This is a genomic window from Companilactobacillus kimchiensis, assembly GCF_001438805.1.
In the GTDB taxonomy this organism is placed as follows: domain Bacteria; phylum Bacillota; class Bacilli; order Lactobacillales; family Lactobacillaceae; genus Companilactobacillus; species Companilactobacillus kimchiensis.
The window spans coordinates 69,790-90,702 of the sequence record NZ_JQCF01000009.1 but is presented as its reverse complement, the minus strand read 5'-3'; the positions used below and the strand labels follow the sequence as shown (position 1 = coordinate 90,702).

16 protein-coding genes are annotated in these 20,913 nt (G+C 36.2%); 3 read left to right on the top strand and 13 right to left on the bottom strand.

Annotated elements, in window-relative coordinates; translation table 11 throughout:
• Window positions 1–62: 62 nt before the first annotated feature.
• Together IV57_RS06400 and IV57_RS06395 are read right to left on the bottom strand one after the other, a co-directional pair.
• Entirely contained in the window at window positions 63–881 is an 819-nt protein-coding gene (locus tag IV57_RS06400) for an SDR family NAD(P)-dependent oxidoreductase (RefSeq protein ID WP_057880678.1), read from the bottom strand.
• Between the two features lie 55 nt (window positions 882–936).
• Complete coding sequence (locus IV57_RS06395) at window positions 937–1,515, bottom strand: TetR/AcrR family transcriptional regulator (RefSeq protein WP_057880677.1); 579 nt, start codon at window positions 1,513–1,515, stop codon at window positions 937–939.
• A 261-nt stretch (window positions 1,516–1,776) separates the two neighbouring features.
• Here IV57_RS06395 and IV57_RS06390 point away from each other — a divergent pair, with 261 nt between their 5' ends.
• The 3 genes from IV57_RS06390 to IV57_RS06380 all read left to right on the top strand — a co-directional run bounded on the left by IV57_RS06390 (window position 1,777) and on the right by IV57_RS06380 (window position 7,470).
• Window positions 1,777–3,114: a zinc ribbon domain-containing protein gene (locus IV57_RS06390; RefSeq protein ID WP_057880676.1), complete on the top strand. Its 1,338-nt coding sequence runs from the start codon at window positions 1,777–1,779 to the stop codon at window positions 3,112–3,114.
• 129 nt (window positions 3,115–3,243) lie between these two features.
• Complete coding sequence (locus tag IV57_RS06385) at window positions 3,244–5,211, top strand: hypothetical protein (protein WP_057880675.1); 1,968 nt, start codon at window positions 3,244–3,246, stop codon at window positions 5,209–5,211.
• A gap of 291 nt (window positions 5,212–5,502) precedes the next feature.
• Complete coding sequence (locus IV57_RS06380) at window positions 5,503–7,470, top strand: hypothetical protein (RefSeq protein ID WP_057880674.1); 1,968 nt, start codon at window positions 5,503–5,505, stop codon at window positions 7,468–7,470.
• A 600-nt stretch (window positions 7,471–8,070) separates the two neighbouring features.
• Here IV57_RS06380 and IV57_RS06375 read toward each other — a convergent pair.
• From IV57_RS06375 to IV57_RS06320, 11 genes are all read right to left on the bottom strand, one after another.
• A complete protein-coding gene (locus tag IV57_RS06375; protein WP_057880673.1) occupies window positions 8,071–8,814 on the bottom strand; it encodes a glycerophosphodiester phosphodiesterase family protein in 744 nt (247 codons plus the stop codon).
• A gap of 300 nt (window positions 8,815–9,114) precedes the next feature.
• The gene (gene nagA, locus IV57_RS06370) at window positions 9,115–10,275 is read right to left on the bottom strand and encodes an N-acetylglucosamine-6-phosphate deacetylase (protein WP_057880672.1); all 1,161 of its coding nucleotides are present in this window, start codon (window positions 10,273–10,275) and stop codon (window positions 9,115–9,117) included.
• Between the two features lie 162 nt (window positions 10,276–10,437).
• A complete protein-coding gene (gene nagA, locus IV57_RS06365; protein WP_057880671.1) occupies window positions 10,438–11,598 on the bottom strand; it encodes an N-acetylglucosamine-6-phosphate deacetylase in 1,161 nt (386 codons plus the stop codon).
• Window positions 11,599–12,478: 880 nt separating this feature from the next.
• Window positions 12,479–13,651 carry an SIS domain-containing protein gene (locus tag IV57_RS06355; protein WP_057880669.1) on the bottom strand — a complete coding sequence of 391 codons (1,173 nt, stop codon included), beginning with the start codon at window positions 13,649–13,651 and terminating at the stop codon, window positions 12,479–12,481.
• 28 nt (window positions 13,652–13,679) lie between these two features.
• Window positions 13,680–15,695 (bottom strand): hypothetical protein, encoded by a 2,016-nt coding sequence (locus IV57_RS06350; RefSeq protein ID WP_057880668.1) that lies wholly within the window; start codon window positions 15,693–15,695, stop codon window positions 13,680–13,682.
• Entirely contained in the window at window positions 15,688–16,113 is a 426-nt protein-coding gene (locus tag IV57_RS06345) for a PTS sugar transporter subunit IIA (protein WP_057880667.1), read from the bottom strand. The genes IV57_RS06350 and IV57_RS06345 overlap by 8 nt, the downstream gene beginning before the upstream one ends.
• 13 nt (window positions 16,114–16,126) lie before the next feature.
• Window positions 16,127–16,942, bottom strand: a complete 816-nt coding sequence (locus tag IV57_RS06340) for a PTS system mannose/fructose/sorbose family transporter subunit IID (RefSeq protein WP_057880666.1) — start codon at window positions 16,940–16,942, stop codon at window positions 16,127–16,129.
• On the bottom strand, window positions 16,929–17,861 hold the full coding sequence (locus IV57_RS06335; RefSeq protein WP_420806320.1) for a PTS mannose/fructose/sorbose/N-acetylgalactosamine transporter subunit IIC: 933 nt from the start codon (window positions 17,859–17,861) through the stop codon (window positions 16,929–16,931). Before IV57_RS06335 ends, IV57_RS06340 begins: the two co-directional genes overlap by 14 nt.
• Window positions 17,862–17,883: 22 nt before the next feature.
• Window positions 17,884–18,372 carry a PTS sugar transporter subunit IIB gene (locus IV57_RS06330; protein WP_057880664.1) on the bottom strand — a complete coding sequence of 163 codons (489 nt, stop codon included), beginning with the start codon at window positions 18,370–18,372 and terminating at the stop codon, window positions 17,884–17,886.
• Between the two features lie 33 nt (window positions 18,373–18,405).
• On the bottom strand, window positions 18,406–19,122 hold the full coding sequence (locus IV57_RS06325) for a GntR family transcriptional regulator (protein ID WP_057880663.1): 717 nt from the start codon (window positions 19,120–19,122) through the stop codon (window positions 18,406–18,408).
• A 363-nt stretch (window positions 19,123–19,485) separates the two neighbouring features.
• Window positions 19,486–20,409 carry an L-lactate dehydrogenase gene (locus IV57_RS06320; protein WP_057880662.1) on the bottom strand — a complete coding sequence of 308 codons (924 nt, stop codon included), beginning with the start codon at window positions 20,407–20,409 and terminating at the stop codon, window positions 19,486–19,488.
• Window positions 20,410–20,913 lie beyond the last annotated feature (504 nt).

Below are 20,913 nucleotides of genomic sequence, written 5' to 3'. Positions count from 1 at the left end.
TTTTTATGGAAGACGGCAGTGTAATAATAACCTCATTAATTATGCTTTAACCAACTTTAGTGTTAAATAAATCTTGAAACTAAAGCTCGATAAGCATTAGGCATTGTTCTTGAGAAAATCACAGCGGCATGATCACCGACTGAATTGAAATAACGACGCTTAGGTTTAATATCAGTTGCGGCTCTATAGAATAATTTAGCCAAATCTTCGGCTGAAGCACCAGCCATGCGACTATTACTTGCACTATCAAGAGATCCACTTATTTTATCGACCAATTTCGTATATGGTGAATTTTCTTCCAAATTCTTTTTGGCAGTCTCCATGGCGATTGAACCCCATTCTGTATCAGTTCCACCGGGTTGTACAACAACTGAGCGAATACCAAACTGCTTAACTTCCATATCTAGCACGTCACTCCACATATCAAGTCCCGCTTTAGTCGCATGATACCAACCACCAAGTGGCATATAGAGATCTCCACCAATTGAAGAAATATTAACAATTCGACCGAAGCCTTGACGACGCATCACAGGTAATACTAGTTGTGTAATTTCATTAGCACCAAAAAGATTAACTTCAAATTGGCGTCTAGCTTTCTCTGTTGGGACTTCTTCAATCGGACCAAATTCACCATAACCAGCATTATTGATCAAAACATCAACTTGTCCAGCTTCCTTAACTGTTCGATCAACTAATTGACGAATTGATATCTTATCAGTTAAATCTAATTCTTGAACATGAATTCCTGCTTCTGCGAGATCCTGCATCATATTCATTCTTCTAGCTCCACCATAAACTTCAAAGCCGTTTTCCTTAAAATATAGTGCGGCTGCATGACCCATTCCTGATGAAATTCCGGTGATAATAGCTGTTTTTGTCATAATATTCTCCTTTAAAGAACAATCGTTTAATTTGATTTTAAATAAAAAGCCGAATTTATTCGACTACATTGATCCTAATTAAGATGTCAATCAATTCTGTTAGTTTAGCTTGAGGAACTGACATATTACGTTTGAAATATGTAACTGTAAATTCTTGAAGTGGTGCAAATAAGAGGGCTATCAAAATTTCCATATCATCAGTCAACCAATGCTTATTAATTACACCCTCAGTGAATAGGTCATTCAATGGTTTAGACATTTGCATTGCCTGATCGATCACACCATCATTAACCAATGATGGATTATCCATGATGGCATTCATGAAGTTGGTCTCATAAGGATACTCAACAAATTTATCGGCAAAATTGGTTAACGCTCCTTGAACCCTTTGCTTAAATGGTAAATTAACCGCTAATAATTCTGCCAATCCATCATCAATCAAGTGTTTTACATTCAAAAATATCTTACTCAACATATCGGCCTTGTCATCATAATATACATACATTGTCGCTTTACTAACTCCAACTGATCGGGCAATCTTTGCAATCGATAGATTGGTAATTCCCTCATCATAGGTAATCTGATAAACTGCTTTGACAATTGCTGCTTGTTTTTGTTCATCTATTTTTCGCATGGCTCAATACTAAACTATCGTTCAGTTATAGTCAACATATATAATTAAATTTTTTAAATCAAATTACTTATTGATGATTATTTCAAATGTCAAAAATTCTGTTAACCAATCATCTTTTTAAGCAAAGTCTAAGAATCTTTTGTATAATTAAGTTTCGGATATACAACATGTGACATTTCTGTGAACTTTCACTGAATGTCTTCCTATGATTTAATTTGTCTTGTATACTTGATTTGTCAACATAATGGAGGAATGCAAATAATGTTTTGTCCAAATTGTGGCCATAAAGTTGAACCGGATCAGAAATTTTGTGATAACTGCGGTTGGGCCCTTAAAAAGAAAAATACCGATGATACAGAAGTAACAGACAACGACTCCGTTCGTTCATTGTCTGAAATTGAAAGTGAATTAAATAAGGAAGAACCAGCTCCTAAGCCTAAAACTGAGGAAAAGCCTCATCTACAACAGGCTCCAATGCAACAACAGGAATATGGTTCATTTGATCATCCCCAAAAAGAAACGGTCAAACGTCCTGATCCTGAGCCAGAAATGAAAACCTTTGAAAGTTCAAATCGTTCATCATTTCAAAAGGCTAGTACAAAAGAACCTGTCGATGACCGAACTCAAATTTATAGCAAAAATGATTTCAATCCGATTTCTCAAAAGCCTTATAAAAATAATCAGGAAAAGCCTTATGAGAAACCATATGAGAAACATTTTGACGATCCAATCAAGGATCCCTTGAAAGATCCCTTTGAGCCGACCGAAAGTGAGAAACGTGCTGCTGCCAAAAAACAAGCTGCCGCCGTTGATTCTAATGATGGCTTTATTCATAATATGATTAAATTTGCGAAGAACAATGCTTATATCAGCATCTTTGCAGTAATTATTACTGCTATCCTGCTGGTCGTTAAAAGAAACTATGGTTTTATTGCTCTAGTCGCCATCATCATCTTATGGTTCCTACTTTCACAATTGCGTCACGGTAACGAATTAGGTGCCAACAAAGCTTTAAAGAAAGAAACTTCGCTCAAAAAGAATTCCGATTCCAACGAGACCTCTGAATCATCAAACGATCGTACTGATAAACCTAAGGTTAAGAAGGAAAAACATCATTCAGCCGCTGATAGATTAAAACCTAATCATAAGACGACTACCCAAAAAGTGATTATTGTTTCTTCAATTATTGGTTTCATCGCCTCTGTCAGTGGTCCTTTCCTAGATAGTCTTTCACTATCAAGTACCATTGCCAATGCAGCTAATTACACTGCTAATCTGGGGGCACAACCAACTTGGATCACTAACGGTTTTTCAGCTATTCGTTTGATTTGTTTCTTATCTCCAGTAATTGCTTTGATTGCTGGTTGCTTTAGATCACGTGGGAGTATTCGTTTGGTAAGAATCTTTACTTTATTTCCAACTATCCTCTACGGTGCTTTATATGGTGTACTTTACGCTGGATTAGTTAACTCATCAGCAATTACCGGTCAAGTGGCTGTAACTACTGGTGGTTCATTTGGTACTAGTTTCTATGTTCTATTAATTACATCAATAATTTCATTAATAATGGCTTACACTTTACGACCTAGAATTAGATAGACCTTTCGAGGTCTATTTTTTTATTTTAAAAAAATTCAATTTTTTATAAAATATTTTGTACAAATGACCATATTTACCTACATATATTCCGTTATACTTATCTTGCTTAAATGTAACGGAGGTTTTCTTATGAAAAAACATCACAAACATAAAAAGAAAATCATTAGAATATTTTTGCTTCTGATGCTTCCCCTATTACTCCTTAGTTTAACTACTTCTCACGAGCAACGGGTCCGAGCAGACGACGAAGAGATTGTTGTTACGCCAAAATTCACTCCCAATAAAGATCCTAAAAAGTTTTTAGGAATTTGGATGAGTAATGGTTATGGACTTCAACCTAATCCTGATTCCTATACTACTGTCGGAAAACAAGTAACCCTCAGAACCAGTGCTGGGCGATCCGTTTGGTCAGTTATTTTAGGCCTATTGGATGGTGCCCATTACCGTTGGTGGCAATCAACTGATGGAAAAAATTGGAGTAAAGTTGATAAATCAGATAATGGTCATAAAAAGAATTTCTCAGTTACCCCTACTAAGGTGGGAACTGTTTGGTATCAATTAGATACACAATACTATACCCTTCTAACACCCTACTTAAAAACTCACATTTATTCCCGAGTTGCTGCTGTTCATACTTTATCAGAATCAGTGAATGCCACTGACCTCGACGTTACTGTGGACGATGACTATCTCTACAATACCAGTGATGAACTTTCTAATACCACATATGCCCATGCCATTCCTATACCGGATAACTCAACCGGTATATTAAGCTGGTCGGTCGACAACACCAACCTAGCAACAGTTGACGAAGATGGCCAAGTCACTGCTAATAATAAGGGCATCTCTGGTTCAGTTAAGGTCCTTGCTACCATGACTAACGATGATGGTTCCAAAATAACTCGTCCAGTTTCAGTAGAAATTGGTGGTGGTTTAGATGACCGCACCGTTAACTCTGGTGAAACTGCTAATTTTGAATTAAAAGGAAATACTGGTGGCGATGGCGATGATGATGGTAATACAGGCTCAGTTACTGTTGATTGGTACAAATACGCCCCAGGTTCTAATTCCAAAGTCAAAGTCGCAAGTGGCCCAGATACAAATTACACTACTGATAAAACAACCTTTGCCGATGATGGCTCTTATTTCCAAGCCATTATTACAATAAAAGCCGGTAAGGTAACTAAAACAATTACTTCAAACAAAGCAAAACTGACTGTTATTCCTGCAGGAAAACCAGACATTTCTATCATTAATAAAATAACTGATGATACTTATCCTCACGAAAACAATACTGATTTGATTTTAAATGATATTATCAACGATGATAGTGTTACTTATCGAGGCAGCATAACCAATGAGAGCCTTGAAGGTACTTTAAAAAATGGTAACTATGTTATTCCGCTACGTTCAGGGACACAAATCAATTCAGTTAAAGTTGCCGGAGAAACATTGACCAGTGATCAGTACACAACTATTTTTGATGATGAAACTGACTCTGATAACCTAGTTATTCCAATTAAGGATTTAAATCCTACAGAAAGTAAAGCTATCGAAGTTAACACAACCGTCCAAGGAATCCTAAAAAATACTTCCTTCAAATCCACACCTTATGTCTATGGAACTGACAACGATAATGGCGTCTATCGTCAAGATGGCATGACTGAAACTCTTAATTACCTTTCAAATCAAATAGAACCCCAAATCCAAGATATTGATTTTGGGGCAATCTCTGCATATTCCAAAAACACACTCAAATACCGTCCCAATGAACTCAATAATCCTAATAACATCGTTGACGTTGAAGATTACCGCCGTGACAAAGGCGCTTTGCAGGTTTATGTTTCTCAAGATAATGAATTTATTCATGAATCTAAATCTGCAACCTTACCGGCCAGTTTGAGATACTACAATAATGGTAGTCATACCGATATTCTCAATAACAAAGTTTTAATATCGGAAACAGATATTGGAATAACTTTAGATCCAATTGCCTGGAATAAATCTGAAGGTCTGTTGCTCCATATCAATGATAACCAACTACTCACTGGTAAGTATTCCACAACATTAACTTGGTATTTCGAAAATAGCATCTAGTAAAGAGTGGGACATAACATGGTCAGCTCTCGAGAACAAAAAACAGCAGGCATAGTAATCGTATTCTGATTACTATTGCCTGCTGTTTTTTGTGCGGAAAAAGCTATGTTATCTTCCACGTTTATGATGCATATTTAAAGTTAAGACCAGTTATGTCTCAAATCTTTTTATTATTATTTTTATGTAATTACGCGAATTATTAAAAAATAAGTTTTAAAATTTGCTTTCCTAATTGAGATATGTCCTATATACTTAAAAATGGTATAGACAGATAATAAGGAGGCAAAGACTATGACTATTTTTGAAATTTTAAAAAAACATAAGTTATTTGTCTTGCCCATTATTATTTTTTGCGCAATTATTTTGGCAGGTTTTCAAACAGAGGTGATACTGGCGGAATCCTTGGATGAACAAAACATCATTCATTATGAACCTGCTTCACCCCATGCCGTCAAAAGATTTGGTGTGTGGACTAAAAGTGGTTTAAATATTAATCCCAACGCAAAATATACTCCTAGTGTTGGTCATGAAGTAACTATTGCCACTCATTTTGCTCGGTCTGTTTTTTCGACTGGATCTTTTAAAGTAGCATATAAATGGCACAAAAAAGTCAACGATAACCCATGGGAAATAGACGAATCATCAAACGGACCAAATATAACTGTTAAACCTGATGAACCCGGAATTATTCGTTATCAATTGGAATTGATTGATGGTGCCTTTTTTAAAGAACATTACTACTCAGACGTTGCGACTATTTACGCATCATCTACCGATGTTCATGCCCAATCAATAAAAATTCAAACTAACACTGACTATATTTACAATATTCCCACTGGTGACTTTGAAAATAATATTGCTTTTGCCAAAGCAGAACCTAATCCGGAAGATTCAACAGGACAAGTTACTTGGAGCATTAGTGAACCCACCAAGGCTTCAATTGATAAAAATGGTCAAATTACATCTGCCCCAAGCCATACCAACGATAATGATAATTTAATCAGTAGTTTTTTTGTAACCGGAACAATTAAAAATTCTGATGGTTCAATTATCACTGGTACTAAAGAAATGAATGTCGGTGGTGGATTATTTGACCAAAAGGTTCGAGCTGGTGACAAAGCTGTCTTTAGTATTCAAGGATTCGAAGAAAATATTGACGATAAAATTAACAATAAAGAAGATGAAACAGCCGACTTAAATGTCAGTTGGCACAAAATAGATGCTAATAATAAAGATACTCTTTTAGAAACCAAGAAGAATTCGCTCTCTTTCACGACTGAAAATACATCATTAAAAGATAATGGTGATAAATATTATGCCGTTATAACTATGAATAAGCAAAATAATTTTAAACCTCTCATCACTGGTCAAGCCTCGTTAACAGTCCTACCAGCATTAAATCCTAATGTTACATTATCCGATAGTCTTCAAAATATTTCATTCAAGGATGAAAATGACACTGCATTAGAAATTAATAACGTCGTCAATAAAGATCAAATCAATTATGATTTTAATCTAAATAATAATGGTCAAAAAGACCTTCACGATACTGTATTATTAACTTATTTACCACTCGGAACTGAAGTTACTAGCGTCACCCTTGATGGGAGAACGCTTGCTAACACTAAATTTACCACCACTGTGGATACAGACGATCGAACAATGTTCTTAACAGTTCAAATTGATAAATTAAAAATTGGCGATTTAAAAAAGCTAACTGTTAATACGATTACTCATGACATCACCAAAAAATCAAGTTTCTCGTTGACCCCTTATTTCATTGGTACTGATTCGGACAACAATGTTTATCAAAGTATTGGTCCTGATCTAAAGATTCACTATATTGCTAATGAGATCATTCCTAAGTTTAAAGACATCCAATTTGAATCAATTTATCCGTTTGAAGAGAATGTTTTCAAATACCGCTCACAACAAACGAACTATCCCAACGATATTATCAGTATCGACGATCAACGACGAAAGAAGACCCCCGTTAAAATCTTCCTACACCAGCCGGATTCATTAACGGACAATGATAATAGGCCTCTGGGGGCAACTTTTAAATTTGCTCGTGATGATAAATCAAATCCTGAAACTATTCAAGATAAGATTCTAATCGCTCAATCTATAAAGGGACAATCGATGAATTCCGTGAGATGGACCCATAATCAAGGTTTATTGCTACACATCGATCATAAGAATCTACTTGCTGGTAGCTATGGTACCAAATTAAATTGGAGCATTGAAGACTCTGTTTAAGGTATTTATACATAGGGTATAATATGCACCCTTTTTATTGGCTGAAATTCACAAATGTTTATACTTAAAAGTAAGAAGAATAGAAACGAAATCAAGTAGTTTCTCTTCTTCGAAGTCTCACGCAAGTGAGCAAACATCTACCAAAATGTCACCGATTTAAAAAATCGTAGTGGAAGTAGTTGTTACTGAATGGGATCAGTTAAAAATTGGGTTGAATCGAGATGAGGCAAGATCATAAGAAATTTAGATTTTGCAGTATCAATCAATGTTAATTCTTAAACCTCGTATTTGGAGTAGGCTTCTGCCCCTTTTAAAAACCAGTAAGCTATTAATTTTCATAATGAATCCTCCGAAAACACAAATTAGTCTAGACAAAAAGACCTCGGAATACATCAGTTAATACTGAATAATTCCGAGGTTATTTTTGATTAAACTTGGTTAAATCGAGAGTATACTTAGCTTTCCGTCTTCCGTAAAAATAATATTTTTAACGCAAAGAGTCCATATAACTGACGTAGACAATTCCCTAATGTCAGTTATATGGACTCTTTTGTCATTGATTTACGCTTTAATCAATCATAGTAATGCTATATTTTTATTTTATTCTGCTAAAAAGCTCATCCGATCAGCAATGTTGGTAATGACACCATCAACACCCCAGCTAAGAAGTTCTTGAGCACGATTAATATCATCGACTGTCCAAACGTTAATTTCATAGCCATAATCTTTCATCTGTTTAACTTTTGCTTCAGTTAGACCTGAACTATCAGGATGAACAATTTTGGCGTGACAAGCTTGCATAACAAGATTCCAGTCATCACCCAAAGTAGCTCTACTAAATAAAACGGCATATTTTAAATCAGGCTTTAATTTATACATTTTTTCTAACATGATTGGATTAAAACTGGAAATAATTAATTCCACATGTTCATCTAATCGATCCAATGCCTTGGCAAATTCTTCTACCAATCTATCAGCTAAATAATTAGCATTGTCCCCTACAACACCTTTTAGCTCAATATTAGCATTTATTTTATGAATATTAAGAAAGTCGATAAGTTGATCTAATGTTGGTACTTTTTCCCCACGAAATTTTTCAGCAAACCAATAACCAGCGTCTGCGTTCAAAACTTCTGAACTATCAACTGTTTCAATGGAACCAGATTGATTAGTTGTTCGGTTTAATTTATCATCATGAATTACAAAAACTTTTTCATCTTTTGTAATGCTTAGATCGGTCTCAATCCATTTAACATCATGATTAACGACCACATTGAATGATGCCATCGTATTCTCTGGTGCCAATGTTGGTATTCCTCTATGAGCAATAATTTTTTTATCCATAATAATCCTCCAATAAGTAGAGTATACAACAAGTTGCAAGGGTCAAAAAAACCGAGGTCTACTATATGTATTCTCGGTTTTCTGGTTGTTTTTTTAGTTTAGTTTGTTTTTAGACAATTTGTATTTTTATTTGGAATCTCAACAGATCACTTATGTGCTCACTGTATGTATTCAAAACGAGCTGCGAACAACAGATTCCTGTGCTTTGCTACACTCTGAAAATCACACGCAAGAAACGCGTGTAATTCTCAGAGCTAAGTAAATGCTCAGAATCTACCCGTTGTTCTCGTTCTCTGGTATTTATGCTTGGTATCTTGAAACTCCGTCAAGGTATGTTTCTGATAATGTCATATCATCATCAAGTACGATAAAGTCAGCATCACGGCCAGAAGCAATAATACCACATTTATCAAGAACCTTTGAACTCTTAGCAGCTGTGTAACTGGCCATTTCTACGGCTTCTTCATCAGTAGCGATGTTCCAGTCAACAACATTCTTAATAGCTTCATTAAGCATAAGAATTGAGCCAGCAAGGTTATGTGTTTCATCAGTTAATCTAGCTGTACCATTAGCAACTACAACTGGCAATTCACCAAGGACGTAGTTACCATCTGGCATTAAACCGGCACGCATACAATCAGTAATTAAGGCAACATGTTCGGCACCCTTCTTTTCGATAACGATTCTAGCAGCGAATGGGTTAACATGATGACCATCACAGATCAATTCATCGTCAACAAGGTGCATTGAAAGTGCGGCACCAACCATACCAGGTAGACGATGGTTCAAACCACTCATACCATTGTATGTATGTGTAAATCCAGTAGCACCGGCTTCGACACAGGCTTTAGCTTGTTCAAATGTAGCATCACTGTGACCAAGGTAAACAGCAACTTTGTCAGATGCAACAGCACTAACAAATTCAGGAGCACCTTTTCTTTCAGGAGCAATTGAGATTTTTCTGATCATGCCATGTGCAGCATCCTGCCAGTCTTTGAATTCTTCAGCATCAGGATCACGGAAGTACTTAGGGTTTTGAGCACCCTTGTGTTTTTCTGTATAGAAAGGACCTTCAAAATGGATACCTTGAATCTTGGCACCAGTAGCCTTCTTGTAGTTATCACCGATAGTTTCACAAATATGTCTTAGTTGATCGTGTGATGCTGTTAAAGTTGTTGGTAACCATGATGTTACACCAGCCTTTAACAAACCTTCTGACATTTCGTTCAACTTTTCAAAGTCGTCATCCATAACATCGTGGCCAACAAGACCATGAATATGTGTGTCAACAAGACCTGGGGCGATAAACTTGTCTGAATAATCAACAATCTTACCTTCTGGCTTGCCATCTTCTTCAGTAAAGAATTTACCAAACTTACCATCATCAGTAACTTCTAGGTAGCCACCGTTTTCAGTTGTGTTTTTTAAAAAGAATTTCTTAGCATGAATATAATATGACATTATCTAGTTCTCCTTCTAAAATTATCTACTTCATTATATCATTGTGTAATGGTCTATACCATAACAATTAATTAATTTATCCAAAGAAAAAAGCTGAAACAATTTAATGTTCCAGCTTTATGGTATCAGAAATCCTTATTTTAAGTTAGTCGATTTTCTAAATTATGCTTGATAGCGTGAAATACCATCAAGATATGTCTCTGACAAACTCATATCATCGTCCAACACGATAAAGTCAGCATCACGACCATCAGCGATAATTCCACATTCATCAAGAACTTTTGAACTCTTAGCGGCAGTATAACTTGCCATCTCAACTGCCTCTTCATCGGTAGCAATATTCCAGTCAACAACGTTTTTAATAGCATCTTTCAACAATAAGATTGATCCAGCCAAACTGTGTGGTGCTTCCTTTAATTTAGCAGTTCCATCAGCTACAACAACTGGTAATTCACCAAGAACATAATCACCGTCAGGCATCAGACCAGCACGCATACAATCGGTAATCAAAGCCACATGTTCTGGAGTTTTCTTTTCAATTACGATCCTAGCTGCATAAGGATTAACATGATGTCCATCACAAATCAATTCATCATCAACTAAGTGCATTGAAAGTGCAGCACCAACCATACCAGGCAAACGATGGTTCAAGCCACTCATTCCATTATATGTATGTGTAAATCCAGTAGCACCGGCTTCGACACAAGCTTTAGCTTGCTCAAATGTAGCGTCACTGTGACCAAGGTAAACTGCCACTTTATCAGAAGCAACCTTTTCAACAAATTCTGGCGCACCTTTTCTTTCAGGAGCAATTGAGATTTTTCTGATCATCCCATGGGCAGCATCTTGCCAGTCTTTGAATTCTTCAGCATCAGGATCTCTGAAATACTTAGGATTTTGAGCACCCTTGTGTTTTTCTGTGTAGAAAGGACCTTCAAAGTGAATACCTTGAATCTTGGCACCAGTAACTTTTTGATAATTATCACCAATCGTATGACAAATACTCAATAATTGATCATGCGAGGCAGTTAAAGTTGTTGGCAACCATGAAGTTACACCAGCCTTTAACAAACCTTCTGACATTTCATTCAACTTGCCAAAATCATCATCCATAACATCATGGCCACAAAGACCATGAATATGTGTATCAACTAATCCAGGAGCGATAAATTTATCGGAATAATCAACGATTTTACCTTCTGGTTTAGCCTCATCAGCGTGATAAAATTTACCAAATTTACCATCATCAGTAACTTCTAGATAACCACCATTTTCAGTTGTGTTTTTTAAAAAGAACTTCTTTGCTTGAATATAATATGACATTATTAGTCTCCTTTTAATTTTGATAAATATTTCTTAAATCAGGATAGAAGTGGGATTTCACTCTCCCCAAGGAAGAAAAAATTAGCTAGATCATAGCGGGTACAACCAGCCGAATAAGTAAAATTTGGTTCTTACTTAAGTTTAGTTAAAGCTTAAATTAACGGAGTTATTATTATGCTTCCGTCTTCCGCTCGGCAATATCGGGGGACTGGAACGCAGTGGACATCGTTTTGAACCAATTTGAAGTACAAAATTGTTTCAAAATCGAGTCTTTCACTAATCTAGCAAGAAACGCTAGATAAGAGAAAATTTCACTGCTGAGCCCCCGAATTGCTGTCGCTACAGACTAGATAGTTGTTTCTATATTTGATAAATGATTCTTTAAGAATATATGTTTATTCTGTAATTGAAAAACCCGTATTAGCAAATATAAAAACTAAGTTAATATAGATTTTTAATTTAAAATATTTTTCGTTGATAAAACAATAAAGAAATACCCTAGTCGGGAGTACAAATGCTGATGGGCTCAATAGCCAAATTTGACTTAGTTGGCGATTTTTGCCAGCTTAGTCAAAGGCCAATCTTGAAGACAATGTGGTCTTCATTGGCTTCAAGTTGTGCCGGCTATGTTCCAGCCCAATCAGTATTTGTGCGGACGACGGATATTTCAACAAACTCCCGTTTTAACCAAATTTCGGAAAGAGCCATTTTTTCTTCCTTGCTCCGAGTTAGTTTATTATTTTCAGTTTATGTAATTTGAAATTTCTAAGCATACTTGGGAAAAAATCTCTATATTTATAATTAGACACTTAAACACATACGATTTTCAAATAAAAGGTTGAAACAATTTAATGTTCCAACCTTTTTGACGTTACTATTTCTATTCATAATCGTGAATTGTTACACCTTTGACAACACGGTTAACTGTACCGCTTGCTGATGGTGTATCAGGTGTGTTGTTGACTTTGATTGAGTTCATCAAAGCAAATGTTTGTGCAAACACTACATCTGGCAATGCTTGATATAATTCTGGAAGATCTTTGTCCCCGGCCTTAATGAAGAAATTGTCGCCTGAGAAGTCATTGTCATCAGATGTACCGACTCCAACAACTTTCTCACAAATTTCATCAGCTTTAATCTCTTCCAAAATATCAACATCATATTGACGTGTATATTTATCGTTACCCATGAAGTCAAAGACGATTGTCTTACCGTTAACATATGACTTTGGACCATGACGGAATCCCATTGATGAATCAAAGATTGTTGTCAAAGCTCCGGCAGTTAATTCTAGAACTTTCAATTGGGCTTCACGAGTAAGTCCTGAAAGTGAACCACTACCAAGATATGTAATCCGGTCATAGTCAAGATCAGCATAAGCTTGAATCTCATCCTCACGGCTGATAACTTCGTCACCCATCTTGATCATTGTATCAACCCAAGCTGCTTTTTTAGCTTCATCACTTGTATCGAAGATCAACGCAGCTGTCAAAGTCATGCAAGAGAAACTTCCAGTCATAGCAAATCCCTTATCATTTGAAAGTGCTGGTTGTAGAAGTAAAAGATTGCCATCTTCATTTTCGGCTTTAGTAGCCAAATGTCCTTCTGGCGCACAAGTGATAGTGATTTGATATAAATTCTTGATGAGCTTTTCAGCTAGTTCTACAGTTGCAACACTCTCTGGAGAGTTACCACTTCTAGCAAATGATACAAGAATCGTTGGATCATCACTTCTTAGATTGTCTAATGGAGCTGAAACAATATCAGTTGTGGGAATCGTTTCAAATACAAAGTGTGAAGTATCGCCAGCACGGTTTAAATATGGTCTGAGCGTGTCACCTACATAGGCTGATGTTCCAGCACCAGTGAAGATAACTCTAATTTTTTGATTAGGAAACGTCGAAGTTACTTTATCAAGAAAGTTATCTATTTCTGATTTTTTAGCAGTGTAGTTATCAAAAGCCTCTTGCCATAATTTTGGTTGTTGTTGAATTTCACGGGTTGTAATGATGGCACCCATTTTTTCTAGTTCTTGATCGGTTTTTTTAAACATGATATTGAATCCCTTCTCCATATAAATTTTACTCTAAGAATTTAATGTGAATAACTGCTAATTCCTTAACAGTGAAGTCAACGTGATAAATTCCCGCTGCGTCTAATGACACTTCTAAGACTTCATTTTGCATTTGATTGTTGGAATCACGATAAGTTAGCGAAACTTTTCTAACATTGCGATCCTTTAAGAAGAAATTAATCCCATCAACATCATCAATTGACCAGTTACTGATAATCATTTCTGATTGGTTATCATCGATGACCATCTTGCAATTGTACATATTAACTAAATGTGGCACGCTTAACTGTTCTTCAAAGAAATGCTTTAAGTCGCCCTCACGAATATCAGTATATTGAGCTTGCCAACCATATTTTGGAGAATCCATCATTGGTAGACAATAGAACTTATCGCCACTCACTGTGGCTGGTCCTAGTTTGTTCTCTAAACGATCGTATGCTGATGAATGTACTTTAACTGAAGGGTGATATTTAATTTTTACGTAGTCGCCGGTATGAGTTAGCATCGTCAATCGAGGATTGTTGATACCTGAGATACTCTCACCGTCGAACTGCTCAAATGATTGTTGTCCGGAACGATTCTTCAAAACTTCGATACTTGTCGCATTAATTAATTTCAATAGATTACGTTGATTCAAAATAACTACTGCATCCCCATCCAAAAGGATGAAATTACGAGTAAATATTGCTTGAATCTGTTCATCTGACAAAGTATTTAGAAAGTTTCCAGTAATCGCAACACACTTATTTTTGATTTCCTGATCAAGATAATTGAGTGGTTTCGTTGCAATTCCCATTGTGGAAAGCAACTCTAGCCATTGTGTTTGCGACGCCATCAAACCTTCTAAGGTACCCTCGGTATCAATCTTTGTCTGTGCTACGTCTTGATTCATGGGAACGATAACCCCACTACGATGTTCGATGTCGATACCATTAGCATTTAAGAAATCGAGATATTCTTTATCGCTTTTTAGCAGGGAGGCATAACGATATGTTGTATTGATACCATCGCCCATCATACTGAACATATTAAGTAGCACTCCGTTGGCATGAACCAAACTAGTTGTATCTAATTGAAATTGTGTAAATTTATTTGACTTAGCATAAGGTGAATACAAGAAACTTTCCATTTCTGGATAGATCTTATGATTTGCACCGATCTCAGTTCGAGTAGCCACTGTATACTTCTCAAAATCACGTGCATATTGTTGAGGACTGACCTCGTTATATGCTGGTAAATGTGGACGTGATACTGCTGGCGTATTTTCACCACTCAACTCGTCTAACAATTTTTGCCAATCACGTCCTTCAAGAGCGTGAACCTCTGGCCATGAACTCATTAAACCAAGCGTTGTTGTTGGTGAAACTTCATGAACTCGTTGTTCAATCATATGTGCAACATGTAAAATTTCCGCACGTGCGACTTTTAAATAAGCATTACGATATTTATTTTCTCCACCCGTGAACATTCTTTGAACGAAATCTTCACGTGATAAGTCAGTTCCCAAAATGTCGTTATATTGCTTCATGTGATCTTCACAGAAACAACCTAAGGCAAAGGGAGCATTCTTATAATGTCTGAAGTCATCCTCTAACCACAGTTCATTTGGATGGATGCTGGCCCAGATAGCATAGATATCACTGATATAATCAGCCCAACCGGCATATCCTGGACAAGCCATCGATAAACTTTTAATTCCTTGATAGTTAACCATTGGTTTGATATCAAGTTCTGGTTTGATAGGAATCCCGCGATCAGAATGATTTAGGGTCGTCCATGGATTCAAACTGACTGTAATACCAAGTTCCTTTAGTGGTTGACTAATTTCATTAACATCATTAATTAACTCTTGAGCCTTATCTAAAGTAATATGAGTATCTGACAATTCTTCTTGATTGAGAAAAAAGGCAACATCTGAAATATGAGCTTCTTTAATAAAATCAATTAACTTTTGTTTTTTATCAGCATCATAAACATTCTTATCAATTGCTAACCTCAGAGTATAACGGTAAGGATTATTCATCCTCTTCGTCATCCTCGTCAGAATCAGCGTTTAAGAAGGCATTTACATCAACAATGCCATCTTTGGCTTCTTTCAATAAATCAGCGATTTTAATATCTGAACCAATGAATTTTTGGTTAGCATAATTAATAACCATTGGTAAATTCAAGCCAGAAATAACATGCATTTCAGGATAAGCTTGTGTCAAATTAACAGCGACGTTACCTGGTGTACCACCAAGTAGATCAACGATTAAATAAACAGGTTCTTTTCCATAATACTTTTTAATTTCAGCATCAGCCTTAGCTTTTAAATCTTCCGGACCATCTGATTTTTGTAGTCCTAAGGCTACTGTTTCAGGTAGATCTCCAATAATTAATTCAGCTGATTTCAACGTTTCAATTGCCATATTTCCGTGACTCATCAAGATTAATGCCATAATTTAATTCCTCCTAGATTTTGCCAAGTACACCGATTGCTGAAAGAGCAATAGCGAAGATAATAACGATAAAGATAACTTTTGTAGATGTCATACCCTTCTTACCTAATAACCAGTAAACAAGACCTACGACACAGGCTGGAACTAGCTTTGGAAGAATCATATCGATGTTACTTTGAACACTCAATGAAACCTTCCCTAAGTGAGCAACTAGTGGAACTTGGATATTGATCATACTTGCAATCAAAGCACCAACGATGAAGACACCAAGCAAAGTAGCAGCATCTGTTAAAGCATTCAATTGACCTTGCATTTCAGAAACAAGTTTTGTACCTGTCTTGTAAGCAAAGTGAAGTTGTTTCCAACGGAAGACCATAATAGCGATGTTAACAGCTAACCAAAGGAATAATCCTAATGGGTTACCTTGAGCAGCCATAGTTGCAGCGATAGCACCCATGATTGTTGGTACCAAAGCAGCAAACAATGAATCACCGATAGCGGCGAATGGTCCCATAAGACCAGTCTTAATACCAGCAACAGTATCTAGTGAATCGACACCTTCCTTGCCTTCAATGGCAAGATCAATACCTGTAATAATTGTGTTAAAGAAATTACTTGTGTTGAAGAATTGGTTATGAGTCTTCATAGCTTCTTTAAGCTCTGGAGTGCCATCACCATAAATTTTTCTCAATTGTGGCAAGATTGTATATAAGTAACCTGAACCTTGCATTCTTTCATAATTCCAACCCATTTGGAATCCAAACAAACTACGTTTATTAATTTGTTTGTAATCCTGTTTAGTTAATGTATATTCTTTATTCTTCTTCATCACCGTCGACCTCCCCATTAGCATCTTCAATTTCATCATCTTCGTCTTCGTCATCAGAACCACTATTGTTTGATCCTGCGGCTGGAGCTGAAGTCATTTTAGCCATAGATTTCTTATATTCAAGAATTGCAAAAGCACCACCGATTAAGGCAATAGCTAACATTGGAAGAGCGTTGAATGTTGTTGTAAAGGCTTTACTTGCAACACCTAGACCGGCGCCAAGTGTTTGGATATTTGTAAAGACTGTTGATAGTAAAGCTGTTATTGTGAAACCAAGGATCAAGTAAGCGATGTGTTTCTTAACTGGTAAGTAGTGAAGCAAGATAGCGAAACCTACGGCTGGAAGTGTAGCACCGGCTGTTTGTAGACCAGTGTTCAACCATTGTAGATCTCCGTTTAGATATGTAACCATTGTCTTAACAACACCTTGACCTAGAGCTAAAGCCAAGAATACAGGAATACCACGTGATAGACACCATGGTAATGCACCTAAGATAGTGTGTCTTTCAATACCTTTGTAGTTGAAGTTTTCAATATCCTTATCAACTTTGTGTTGGAAATATGTGTTAGTAAATCTAGCAAGAATATCAAATGATGTTAGAAGTGCAGCAACGGGAACACCGATAGCGGCGATAGCTGTAGCAGCTTTCATACCTGTACCGATTGAAAAGGCTGTTGCCAAAACAGTACCTGAGTTAGCATCGATTTTTGAAGCACCACCGAATGTACCAACACCTAGAACTGTTAATTGAAGAGCAGCACCAATGATTAGTCCGGTCTTCATATCACCCATGATCAAACCAGAAATCATTCCGGCCCATACGGGTTGACTCAATGATGAATTCATTTGCAATTCATCATAAATGTTATACATAGAATATGCCGTTAAAAGCAATATTTGAACAATTGTAAAACTCATGTTCATTTCCCCCTATTACAATCTATTTTTTGTAGTCCTTTAGGATACCTTCAAAGTCTTTGATTGGATCACTAGGAACCATTTGAGCAGTAACTTTAATTCCTGCGTCAAAGAGTTTGTGGAATGCGTCGTAATCATCATCGGTAACATTGATTGATTGTGTTAAATGTTGTGTTGTGTCTTTTTGTGACATATTACCAACATTGATCGTATCGAACTTAACACCTTCGTTAACCATGTCTACAAGTGTTCCTGGTTTTTTAACAACAAGGAAGACTTTTTGTGAATCATACTTGCCGGCTAAGATATTTGCTGAAGATTTCTTAGTACCTAAAATACTTAGATTAACCCCAGCTGGTTTTGCTAACTTAAGGGCAGTTTTTTGAATGTCACTCTTTATAATTTCGTTATCAACTACCATAATTCTTGATGCTTGTAATTTAGTTGTCCATAAGTTGGCCACTTGTCCATGAATTAATCTTTCATCAATTCTAACTGCAATAATACCCATATCTTTATACCTCCAAATATTAACTACTCTTCTTTAGGATTTGTTACTGATATCGTGTCGAATGTGATAAGCAAATTGATCACTTCTCGCAACACTCAATGTGAACTCAATAATTTGATTATGTGGATCATAAGTTTGTCGTCTGAGATTCAAACAAGGCGCGCCTTCTTTACTCTCAAGATATTTACTATCATTAGCACTAGTGATGCCTGCTAGAAAATACTCATCAGCGTAATAAACTTGTTCATTGAATTCTTCAGAAAAAACTGAATATAATGATCGATTACTCAACATCGATTCAGTCATTAAACTGAAATGCTCAGCCGGTAAGTAAGTTCGCTCCAACATCACCGGTATTCCATCGGCAAAACGGAGTCGCTTTAACTTAATGATTTGACTGCCCACTTCAGTTTCTAAATTCTTAGCGAAGTATGCATTAGCCTCCTTCCGTTCAAAACTAAGAATTTTAGTTTGTGGTTTTTTCCCCAGTGAAATCATCTGCTTGTTGAAACTGTAGCTACTATTCAAATCGCTATTTAGATCAACTCTATTAACAAAAGTTCCCTTACCATGAACCCGACGAATCATTCCAGTGACCTCTAGTTCCATCAATGCGGCTCTAACGGTTGTTCTGGATAACTCATACTTTTCAGCTATTTCCCTTTCGGAAGGTAATTTAGCATTGGCTGGTAAAGTTTGAATGTAATTAGTCAGCAAGTTGATTAACTGTTCTTGAAGAGTAATTTTCATACGAATCGAATCCTTTCTGGTATCAACCACGAGACCATTGTATCCGGTTACAAAAAATAAAACAACAACCGGAATAGACCGTTTTCACAGTGGTTTATTAGGAATTATCAGTGTTATCAAGGTTTGTGAAGCATTAAATTCTAAGTGGTACTTTTTTTAATACCACTAGCAAAAGATACCACTTGTAAAATTGGTCTTACCACTTTTTCATATGTATAGTCTTTTTTCATTAATGTTAATCAATAATAAGTTATCAGCTTGCTATCACCGGATAAAAAAAGAGAACGTGGCGTTATGCCATCGTTCTCTTTTTTTGACTAATTTTTCATATATTCATTTTTTAGTCTCATTTCTTCTATTATATTACTTAATTGCCTCAGGCAATTTGCTCTTAATATAATCAGCAGAATATTGTAATTTATCCAATTCTTCTTGTGGAAGATCCAATTGAATCTGTTTAATTATCCCTTCACGTCCAATAATGGCTGGATATGATAGGTAAACGCCATACTCTTCACGGAAATTAGAAACTGGTAATTCAATATAAGCATCATTCAAAATTGCCATCGTCAATCTAACTGCAGCAGTTGAAATACCATAATTAGTATATTTTTTCCCACTGAAGACCGTGAAACCACCCATCCGAATATCTTCATTCAGTTTATCCAAATCGAGTCCTTCAGTTTTAGCCAATTCATCAATTGAATGATCCAAAACTTTAACTGTCGACCAGGCAGTGAATTGAGAATTACCATGTTCACCCAAGTTATATCCAGAAACTGATCTAGGGTCAACCTTCAAAGCAGCACCAACGGCACGTTTCATCCTAGCTGAATCTAGTAAAGTCCCAGTCCCCATAACTTGTTTCTTTGGCAAACCAGTCACTTGTTGATAAATTGAAACCATTACGTCATTAGGATTACTGATAACAACGATTTCACCATTAAATTTAGTCTGTTTGATTTGTTCAGCCACTTCCGTCACCGCATTGCTAGTGAATTCCAATTCGGCAAAACGATCAGGCTCTACTCGATCCTGTAATTTAATATTACCAACAGCGGAGATAATTACATCGGTATCATCTAATTGTGAGTAATCATTAACAAAAATATTGGTATGGAATGGCAAGTTAGCCATCGCGTCCTCAAAATCCAATGCATCGGATTTAACCTTTTTCTCATTGATGTCAATCAAAACCAAGTCATCAACAAATCCATTCGATACAATATAATGTGCACTAGCTGCACCAACATTTCCCATTCCAATAATTGCTACTTTTCTTGTCATTTAATCTGCCTCACAGTCTTTATCTTAAGTTGTGATTGCAATTATACTCTAATATCATTAAAAAATAATTAATAGTTCGAAATAAATTGAATTTTCTTAGATGTTTGGCACAATAATTTGATTTCTTCCATAAAGATCAGAGTTTCTAGCCTTTTTGCTTTTTAATTAAGAACAGCCTGTATTGACTGAAATATTGGTTCTTACTCAATGTCAGTTAGAGCGAGAGTGTGCTTAACTTCCCGTCTTCCGTAAAAATCGGGAATAGGCTGGAACGCTGTGGACCAACTTCGAGCCAACCAAAGACCGGTTGTCTTGAAGCTTGGTCTTATCCTAAGCCAGCACAAATCCGCTGACTAAGGATAATGTCACGGCTGAGACTATTCCCAATTTTTACTCCAGACTAGATAACATTTTAATTGTTTTGTTTACTTAAAATAATTTCTAATTGGTTGTTTTTACATAATATTTTCAACGCAAATAGTCCATATTAACTGATCATAATGT